The following is a 9,214-nucleotide window of genomic DNA, read 5'->3' as shown; positions in this document are numbered from 1 at the left end:
TTCCTTCAGATTCTACCTTACGATAGACACCCTTGCTGTTCAGCTATACACTTCCTTGTCGCCTAGGCGTGTTCGGGACTTTCACCCGTTAGAGCGCGCCCATGGCGCGCAAACTAAAAATAAAAAGCGGATAACTGCCTGATTCACCTTCTCCGGATCGATCACCTGTTTATCCGCTTTCGTAATTATAACTGCACATTCATCCTATATCTTCATTCGCGATCTGATCTGCTTATATGCTCAATGGCTGCCTGCATCGGCATCTCTAACATCTCTAATCCGGTCAGTTTCTCATATCTTCACCTGCTGCCGCCATCTGTGTATTCTCTGCCACATCCCCTTCACATGGAATGATCAACAGCTGTCCTTCATAAATCATCGCCTGATTCATACCATTCGCACGCATCACATCATGGATATAGTCCTGATGATTCTTAAAATTCTTCCCCATATAGCTGTCTGCCAGCCCCCATAATGTATCGCCATACTGAACAACATACGTCTTGTACTCAATCTGACGCATATTCTTCTCACTGGCTGCCACCTTAAAGTGGCTGATAGGAATCACCAGAATACCGATCAGGATTAATATAAACGCAGCGATCACCATACGAATGCGTCTCTTTAAAACCATTTTCCTTCTTCTCATCACTTCATCCCTCCACATTTTATCAAATGCAAACAATCGTTCCGAACACATTTTCCAAACATTCGTTTGTTATGTTTGTATTATACAGAACAATAGTTCGTTTGTCAATAGAATTTCTTTACATTTCTATTAAATTTCAAACATTTGTTTGCAAATATACGTTTGCCGTGTTATGATAGTATCAGTGATAAAATAGTTTGTTATCCATACAGGAGGTATTGAATATGTCAAATGGTAAAATCTCTGCCAAGCAGCAGGAAATTCTTGAATACATAAAATCTCAGTTATTAGCGAAGGGCTATCCGCCTTCAGTCCGTGAGATCTGTGAAGCAGTTCATCTGAAGTCCACATCTTCCGTTCACTCTCATCTCGAGACTCTGGAGAAGAATGGTTATATCCGAAGAGACCCTACCAAGCCAAGAGCCATCGAGATCCTTGACGATGAATTCAATCTTGCCAGACGCGAGATGGTGAACATTCCAATCGTCGGTACTGTTACTGCAGGCGAACCGATTCTCGCTGTTGAGAATATCACAGGTTATTTCCCTGTACCAAGCGAACTGATGCCGAACGCAGAACTGTTTATGCTGGCTGTCAGAGGCGAAAGCATGATCAATGCCGGCATTTTAGATGGCGATCATGTCATTGTTCAGCAGCAGTCTTCTGCCGACAATGGCGATATGGTTGTTGCTCTGGTGGATGATTCTGCAACTGTCAAGACATTCTATAAGGAAGAAGACCACTACCGTCTTCAGCCTCAGAACGATGCTTTCTCTCCTATTATCGTGAAGCATTGTGAAATTCTCGGCAAGGTTATCGGCCTTGTCCGTATGGATATGTAATTTATATCTGTCCGGACGTTTTGTGCAGCAGACTTTTCATATTTTATTTTCTGTTTTAGATACTGCCTGCATAACAGCAATAAGCCGCCAGCTGACATCTGTTTTTCGATCATCAGATGTCAGCTGACGGCTTATTCGTTTTATTTCTTTACTTTCAAACAGTACTATTCTTCTGTCTCAAATTCACCCACAGATACTTCTTTGCCGTCTCTCCAGATTCTTTCCAGATCATAGAATGTTCTGGATTCATCAGAAAAGATATGCACGATAATATCGTTGTAGTCCATCAGGATCCAATTAGCGACGCCATAGCCTTCTATCTGGCGAGGCCCATAACCGGCTATTCCAAGGGCCTCACGGACGCTGTCAGCCATGGCCTGCACCTGATTGGTATTGGAACCGCTTGCGATCACAAAATAGTCTGCAATAACAGATACCCCAGCAATGTCAATGACACGAACATCATTGGCTTTCTTGTCTTCCAGTGCAGCAATTGCAAGTTTGGTCATTTTTTTAGACTGATTCATGCTTACCTCCATTAATTATCTATATGCACATTGCAGATTCAGATATAGAATCATGATTCTGCATCCTCTGCACACTTCTGTAAGTAATAACTATAAGTAACTTCTGTGGCAGGATCGATCTCCCCGCCCTGATCACGCAGATAATCCAATGTCTGCTTCAGAATTTCGCAGACTGCCTGATCAATGTCTGTAAATGCCAGTTGACGAAGCCATGCAAGATTCGGTGCCTGATCCCGCCCCGGCTCAATATAATCCGCTGTAAAAACGATTTTCTCCAAAAGTGTCATATCCGGCTTACCGGTAGTATGCCATTCAATGGCGCTGAGGATTTCCGGATCCTCGACACCGTATCTGTGCCCGGCCAGCCATGCCCCGACTCTCCCGTGAAGCAGGAACGGATTCTTAGCCTCCATATCTGAAACAGGCAAATGGTGGCTGCGGCACTTCTCTAACAGCTTCTCACCAGACATATGCTTAGCACAATCATGCAGCAAGCCCGCGTAGGACGCCTTTGTCAGATCTTCGCCATAGCGCATAGCCAGACAAATGGATGTATAGCGCACACCGATGGTATGTCTGTATCGATGCGGATTCTGTTTCTGCTGCAATATCTCTTCAATTTCCTGTATTTCCATCATCAAAATTTCCTTCTGTCTGTCCTGTCATTCCAGTACAACGTTTTCGAAGCAACTATACCCATCATTTGTCTGCAAATTCCGAACAGCCGAAAGGCTGCTCTCATCTGCAATACAGCTGATGTTCCTCTATATATTCCCGAACACCCTCAGGAACCATAAAACGAATCGACTGATGTTCCCTGACACGATGCCTGATTTCGCTGGATGACAGTGCAAGATCCGGAATATTCAGGAATCGGATGTCTGCATGATACTTCGCCTCAAGATAATCCATCTGCTTCTTGAAAACATCATCCGGCGTATGGTTTCTCATAGCCGCCAGTATGACACAATCTGCCATAATGACCGCCGGTTCATGCCATGTCTCAATCTGAAAAAGGGAATCCGCACCCATAATAAAATAATAATCCGTATCAGGATGTGCCTTCTTCAGCTCCTCCAGGGTGACAGAGGAATAACTGTACCCCTTCCGTCTGATCTCCATATCAGAAATCCGAAAATAGGGAATACCTTCCACCGCCAGCTGAAGCATAGCCAGTCTGTGGACTGCCGGTGTAATGATTTTGTCCGTTTTGTGCGGCGGATCACCATTCGGCAGCATCAGCACTTCATCCAGTCCAAAGCTGTGATAGGCATTCTCAGCCAGCGTCAGATGCACCATATGCACAGGGTCAAAGGTACCTCCCATGATTCCGATACGTTTTCGTCGGCTCATCGCAAGCATCTCCTCTGACGTATATTATTTCTCAGGAAGAACAATTTTCTTTTTGTTGTCCTTGCCTTCTTTATAAAGAACAATCTTTTTGCCGATAACCTGAACCACATCTGCATGTGTACGTTCAGCCAGTACCTCTGCCATCTGACGCGGATCATCAAGACAATTCTGAAGAACAGAAATCTTGATCAGCTCTCTCGCTTCGAGGGCTTCTTCCACAGCCTGTGTCAGTTCCGGTGTCACACTGGATTTACCAATCTGGATAATCGGTGTCATGTTCATGGCAAGCCCTTTGAGATAGGCTCTCTGCTTACTATTTTTAATCATCTGTATTATCCCTCTTATTTATAATAATCAAATTCCAGGCCATACATACGGACCGTATCGCCCTCCTGTATACCTGCCTTTTCAAGTTCATCAAGAATACCGTTTTCTTTCAGGAATTTCTGGAAGAAATCAAAACCTTTTTCAGATTCAAGGTTCGTATAGCCAAGCATCTTCTCAATACGCGGTCCCTCTACAACATAAACCCCGTCTTCAACGCTGACTGTATATGGTTCCTCAACATCTGTATTCACCGGTACATATTCCGGTTCAAATACAACCGGCTCATCCCCGATCTGATCCAGCATTTCACGGACATAAAAGAGCAGTTCTCTGACTCCCTTGCCACTGACTGCAGAAATAGGAAAAACCTTGATTCCCTTCGGCTCAAATTCTTCTCTTAACAATGTAATGGCATCGTCATTTTCGCCCTCATAAAGGGTATCGATCTTGTTGGCTGCAATCACCTGCGGACGTTTCGCAATCTCAGGATTGTAGGCTTCCAACTCCGCATTGATCTTGTAGATATCATCAATCGGATCACGTCCCTCAACACTGGCTGCATCCACAATGTGAATCATCACCTTCGTACGCTCAATATGACGCAGAAACTCAAAACCAAGTCCCACACCCTCTGATGCACCTTCAATGATACCCGGAATATCCGCAATCACAAATCCTCTGCCATCCGGAAGATCCACAACACCCAGATTCGGATTCAGTGTTGTAAAATGATAATTGGCAATCTTCGGACGTGCATTCGTCACACGGGAAAGGAAAGTTGACTTGCCGACATTCGGAAAACCTACAAGGCCTACATCCGCAATCACCTTCAATTCCAGGGTAACAACAAGCTCCATGGCTCTCTGGCCCGGCTGAGCGTATTTCGGTGCCTGCATTGTTGCTGTCGCATAATGCTGATTGCCCTTACCGCCGCGGCCGCCCTTTAAAACAGTCACCCGCTTGTTGCCATGGGACATATCTGCGATCACGCGTCCTGATTCTGCATCACGAATAACCGTTCCTTCCGGCACTTTAATGATCAGATCTTCACCATCCGCACCGTGGCAGCGGTTCTTGCCGCCGTCTTCACCGTTTGGTGCACAGTACTTCTTCATATGACGGAAATCTGATAATGTATTTAATCCTTCGTCTACAACAAAAATAACGTCGCCGCCCTTACCGCCGTCGCCGCCGTTTGGTCCTCCTGCAGGAACGAAAAGCTCACGTCTGAAGCCAACGTGACCGTCACCGCCCTTGCCGGAGCGTATATATATCTTAACCTGATCAGCAAACATAAAAACACTCCTTCCTGCCAGAACAGCCGCATGCCGCGCTGCCTCTGTCGTTTTAATTAGATACTGATTCAAAAAAACGACTTCAAATATCAAAATCTGAAGCCGTTTAATCTATTATTCGTTTACTACGACTGGGTAGATAGAAACCTGTTTCTTATCTCTACCTTTTCTTTCAAACCTTACAACACCGTCAACCAGTGCAAATAAAGTATCATCGCCGCCTCTACCAACATTCACACCTGGGTGAATCTTAGTACCACGCTGTCTGTAAAGGATATTGCCAGCTTTTACAAACTGTCCGTCTGCTCTCTTCGCTCCTAATCTCTTGGACTCGGAATCTCTACCGTTCTTAGTAGAACCAACACCCTTTTTATGAGCGAAAAACTGAAGGTTCATTGTTAACATGAGTTACACCTCCTCGATTTCAAAATGTATAAACTCACTGTACTGCTCCGAGAGTGACTGCATACCGATCACCAGTGCATCGATGAGCAATGCTGCATCATGTCCCGGCACATCATCAAAATCAAAGTCAACCAACCCTGTTTCCTGATCTGCTCCGACGCTGAATGCATCTTCTGTCAGTGCTTCAATGGCGTTGCATGTATTCAATGTAAGCACTGAAACTGCACTGCAGACAATATCTTCACCGGGCTCTGCATATTCCGCATGGCCGTCGCATCTGAAACCTGTATAGTGATTATTCTTGTCTTTATAGACTGTCACACTGATCATCACATGACCTCAAAATTAAGCGTTGATCTTTTCAATCTTAACTTTTGTATAAGCCTGTCTATGACCGTTCTTCTTATGATAGCCAGTTTTTCTCTTATACTTATAAACGATAACCTTCTTAGCCTTGCCATCACCAACAGCTGTAGCTGTTACTGTAGCACCTGCTACTGTTGGATCACCAACTTTAACTTCGTCACCACTTACAACGAGAACCTGATCAAAAACAACTTCAGCACCAGCTTCAACACCAAGTTTCTCAACTCTGATGACATCGCCTTCTGCTACTTTATACTGTTTTCCACCTGTTGCAATAATTGCGTACATTTATAGGGCACCTCCTATTCACATTACTCGCCAGTTACGGTATTTGCAAAGCTATTCTGCAAATTTAGACCTCACTGTGCGGCATCTTCTGTATACTACCATGTTTTTTAAACTCTGTCAACCGTTTTTTCATCAACTTTTGCGTCTTTTTTTCGGAATATAAACTGACCAATAACAAAGTAAGGCCAGAGATAAAGCATCATTCTCTTTCCCTCTATCATGGCACCGAATCTGTGAAGCAGATACACAGCGATCAATTCCGTCACGCACACGGCAAGTATCATGCCATACAAGCCTTCTGCCTTCTCCGGTTTGAAAAATCTTCCTGAAGCAAAAAACATGATCACCGCCACAACGGCATAACCCACCATGGATGTCAGCGGTCTGAAATAGCCAAGCTCCACTTCACTCTTATCGATAAAAAGAATATGCTGTATACTGTTTTTGAAGGTTGTGATTTTTTCACCCCAGAAATCAAAATCAGACCAGGTATTCGGTATCATATCCGCAGGAATCGACGGTTTTGCCTGACAAATGGCAAAGAACACCATGATCATCACAGCCAGCCCCACAAATCCGGCCGCCAGCCAGAAAGGACGGTACCTGTTGACCATCAGAAACCGGATACCGCGAATCACCACAAGAATCAGAATCAATGCCGGAAGAAGAAACATAAAAAACACCGCCAGCCGCTGATAAATCTGACAATCTGTTTTATCGCTGCCCAATCCCCATCTGTTTTCAAAAGCCTGAAGATATTCCGTTCTCTCTGCATTGCCGCTTATCTCTGTTCCCGGTTTGATGACAATTTTGCTAAAGGATGGTTCCTGAGCTGCATTGCCTGTATTCCCTGAATCAGTAGATGCTGTCCCTGTATCCGTCGATGGAGCTGAAGTATCTGCATCCGATGCCGGATAATTGTTCTGCCCGCTATTTTCGCTCTGCTTCTTGTCAAAAACAACCTCTGCCGGAAGAATAACCACCGCATTCGTATCCTCATAAACACCTCTGACATAGTAGCTTTTTTCATTATAAGTCACAATGCCTCCGGTTATGGCACTCTCCCCAAACAGTTCCCAGGCCGCTTTACTGCTCAATACACAGCCGGTCAGATCGTCCTCCATCAATTCGCCGTCCGATGAACACAGATTCTCCGAACTGCCATATATATAGGTAAGCGTACCTGTCAGAGTTTTACCGAGATCATCATTGGTAAAGGTCTGCTGATCAAGGCTCCCTACCGCTGTAAAGGGAAGATAATTCTCCAGTTCCTCATCGTTTTTTCGCATGTCCTGCACAATTGACAGGGAATAGCCCTCTTTCAGATAATAGATCACCGGCGTACCATAGCCTCCGATTTCCGTACCCATGGCCAGAATATGTCCAAAGCATACGAGCATGATCAAAAGAAGGATATATTTACCCGCATGCTTTGCCGCCCGCCGCATTATTCTCCCTCCACAAGACGCACACGGTCTCCGTTGCGCAGTGTCTTGCTGGATGTCAGGACAAATTTCTGTCCCCAACTGAAAGAGCCTTCAATGGCTGCCTGTTCATTATTCTTGTCCAGAATATCCACCTGAACCTTATCCACCGCTGTTTCTGTACCCAGAATGGTATCCTTTTCATTGATCACATACACATAGTACTTGTCTCCGTCACTATGCAGCGCACCAAGCGGAACACATGTATCATATTTCTTGCTGGCTTTCTCCACTTTCAATGTAGCGATACTTCCCAGTTTCTTGACCTTTGCAGGGATAGAAACCGTCAATTCATAGGAATTCTTATCTTCTGCTGAAACATCAATACTCTGTACCGTTAAACCTTCAACGGTTGTGCCGTTGCCAAGATCCAGGGTTACCTTATCATCCTTTGACAGATATTTGGCACTGGCCTTGTCCAAGGTTGCTGTAAACTTATATCCGGCACTCTGATCTGAAATACGGATGACTGTATCTTCTGTGGTCGTCTCACCGGTTGTCACATTCACCTTTGTAATCAGGCCATCGGAAGGTGCCGTGATCTTGCCGTTGACATCCATCACCTTCTGAAGCTCATCCACTGCCAGCTGCTTTTCTTCCAGATCATCATTTGCAGTCAATGCCGTCGCAGTATCAACGTTCTCAGGTGCTTTGGCATCCTCCAGCGTCCGGTTCGCAGACTGGATGGTGGACTGCCGCTGCTTCACTGCTTCATTATAAGCTTCTTCCTTTGCTTTATAATCATCATACAATGTCTTTAACTGCTCATCATAGCTGGCACTGCTGCTGTTATTTTGCTGCTCGTTATATGCAGACAACGCATTCTCGGCTTCCGTCAATGCATCCTTTGCTGTATTGACATCTTGCATCAGGGAAGCATTCACCTGTTCACGGATTTTCTGCTTTCCCTCCGGAGTCAGGGTGGAATTGCCGCTTTCAGCCTTTTTAATCTCCTCCTCTATAACTTTTTCGACCCCATCCAGATTGGCAACTGCTTTATCATAAGCCAGCTGCTTCTCCTCAACCGTTTTTTCCAGAGAATCACTGACTGTCGTATCCGTTTCACCGGAATTGCTGTTACTATTCTTATATGTATTATAAGCATTCCAGGCCTCGTTCATATCAGATTCGGCTTTTGAAACACTGTCATTGGCATCCGCCACCGTCTGATTATAATCTTCATAGGTTCTCTGAAGGCTTTTTGATTTCGTATCTGCCGCAATGGCTTCATTCGCTTTCTTGTCAGAGGCTGTTGCCTTTGCCACCTGCAGTTCTTTCTGCGCCTGAAGCAATTTTTTCTTAAGATCAGCTGTATCAAGCTGGATCAGCAGATCTCCCTTTTTGACGGTTTTGCCCTCCGTCGCTTCCACGGAGGCAATCTTAATATTGGCACTTGTTGATATGGCAATATCTTTATTCGGCGTAATATTGCCGTCCACTTCAATATTATGGCTGATAACACCGCCTGTTGCAGCAGATGCTGTGACTTTCGCAATAGTCAGAGAATCAGCGGCTCTTGACAGAATCGTTAATAAAAACATCAGAATAAGGAACCCCGCCAGCGCTTTGACAGCTTTGACCTGTAGGGAACTCTTTTTATTCTTATCCATCTCAAAATCCATCAGTTGCTTTAATTTCATTGTTTGGTATCTCCTCTTTTTCACAAGTCGATCACTTA

The 9,214-nt window shown here is 44.8% G+C and carries 12 protein-coding genes; 1 reads left to right on the top strand and 11 read right to left on the bottom strand.

The features are described from left to right. Positions 1-283 precede the first annotated feature (283 nt). Positions 284-649, bottom strand: a complete 366-nt coding sequence (yneA, locus tag NBH03_RS14585) for a cell division suppressor protein YneA (RefSeq protein WP_215689324.1) — start codon at positions 647-649, stop codon at positions 284-286. A gap of 224 nt (positions 650-873) precedes the next feature. Here yneA and lexA point away from each other — a divergent pair, with 224 nt between their 5' ends. Next, entirely contained in the window at positions 874-1,491 is a 618-nt protein-coding gene (gene lexA / locus NBH03_RS14580) for a transcriptional repressor LexA (protein ID WP_015514206.1), read from the top strand. A 164-nt stretch (positions 1,492-1,655) separates the two neighbouring features. Here lexA and rsfS read toward each other — a convergent pair whose 3' ends face one another. From rsfS to NBH03_RS14530, 10 genes are all read right to left on the bottom strand, one after another. Next, entirely contained in the window at positions 1,656-2,018 is a 363-nt protein-coding gene (rsfS, locus tag NBH03_RS14575; protein WP_215689325.1) for a ribosome silencing factor, read from the bottom strand. 50 nt (positions 2,019-2,068) lie between these two features. Further along, positions 2,069-2,656, bottom strand: coding sequence for a bis(5'-nucleosyl)-tetraphosphatase (symmetrical) YqeK (gene yqeK / locus NBH03_RS14570; RefSeq protein WP_227081115.1), 588 nt, complete (start codon positions 2,654-2,656; stop codon positions 2,069-2,071). 100 nt (positions 2,657-2,756) lie between these two features. Further along, complete coding sequence (gene nadD, locus NBH03_RS14565) at positions 2,757-3,371, bottom strand: nicotinate-nucleotide adenylyltransferase (RefSeq protein WP_227081114.1); 615 nt, start codon at positions 3,369-3,371, stop codon at positions 2,757-2,759. Positions 3,372-3,395: 24 nt separating this feature from the next. Next, positions 3,396-3,698, bottom strand: coding sequence for a ribosome assembly RNA-binding protein YhbY (gene yhbY, locus NBH03_RS14560; RefSeq protein WP_015514202.1), 303 nt, complete (start codon positions 3,696-3,698; stop codon positions 3,396-3,398). A gap of 14 nt (positions 3,699-3,712) precedes the next feature. Then, positions 3,713-4,993, bottom strand: coding sequence for a GTPase ObgE (gene obgE / locus NBH03_RS14555; RefSeq protein ID WP_015514201.1), 1,281 nt, complete (start codon positions 4,991-4,993; stop codon positions 3,713-3,715). A 114-nt stretch (positions 4,994-5,107) separates the two neighbouring features. Further along, the gene (rpmA, locus tag NBH03_RS14550; RefSeq protein ID WP_015514200.1) at positions 5,108-5,398 is read right to left on the bottom strand and encodes a 50S ribosomal protein L27; all 291 of its coding nucleotides are present in this window, start codon (positions 5,396-5,398) and stop codon (positions 5,108-5,110) included. A 3-nt stretch (positions 5,399-5,401) separates the two neighbouring features. Beyond that, a complete protein-coding gene (locus tag NBH03_RS14545; protein WP_015514199.1) occupies positions 5,402-5,728 on the bottom strand; it encodes a ribosomal-processing cysteine protease Prp in 327 nt (108 codons plus the stop codon). A gap of 15 nt (positions 5,729-5,743) precedes the next feature. Then, positions 5,744-6,052: a 50S ribosomal protein L21 gene (rplU, locus tag NBH03_RS14540; RefSeq protein ID WP_015514198.1), complete on the bottom strand. Its 309-nt coding sequence runs from the start codon at positions 6,050-6,052 to the stop codon at positions 5,744-5,746. A 107-nt stretch (positions 6,053-6,159) separates the two neighbouring features. Next, complete coding sequence (locus tag NBH03_RS14535) at positions 6,160-7,500, bottom strand: hypothetical protein (RefSeq protein ID WP_250799996.1); 1,341 nt, start codon at positions 7,498-7,500, stop codon at positions 6,160-6,162. Beyond that, entirely contained in the window at positions 7,500-9,176 is a 1,677-nt protein-coding gene (locus NBH03_RS14530) for an HlyD family efflux transporter periplasmic adaptor subunit (protein ID WP_250799995.1), read from the bottom strand. Before NBH03_RS14530 ends, NBH03_RS14535 begins: the two co-directional genes overlap by 1 nt. Positions 9,177-9,214: the final 38 nt, after the last annotated feature.

The organism is Coprococcus intestinalis (assembly GCF_023656595.1).
In the GTDB taxonomy this organism is placed as follows: Bacteria; Bacillota; Clostridia; order Lachnospirales; family Lachnospiraceae; genus Coprococcus_A; species Coprococcus_A intestinihominis.
Note: the sequence above shows the minus strand (reverse complement) of the source record. Positions and strands in the feature narration are given on the sequence as shown.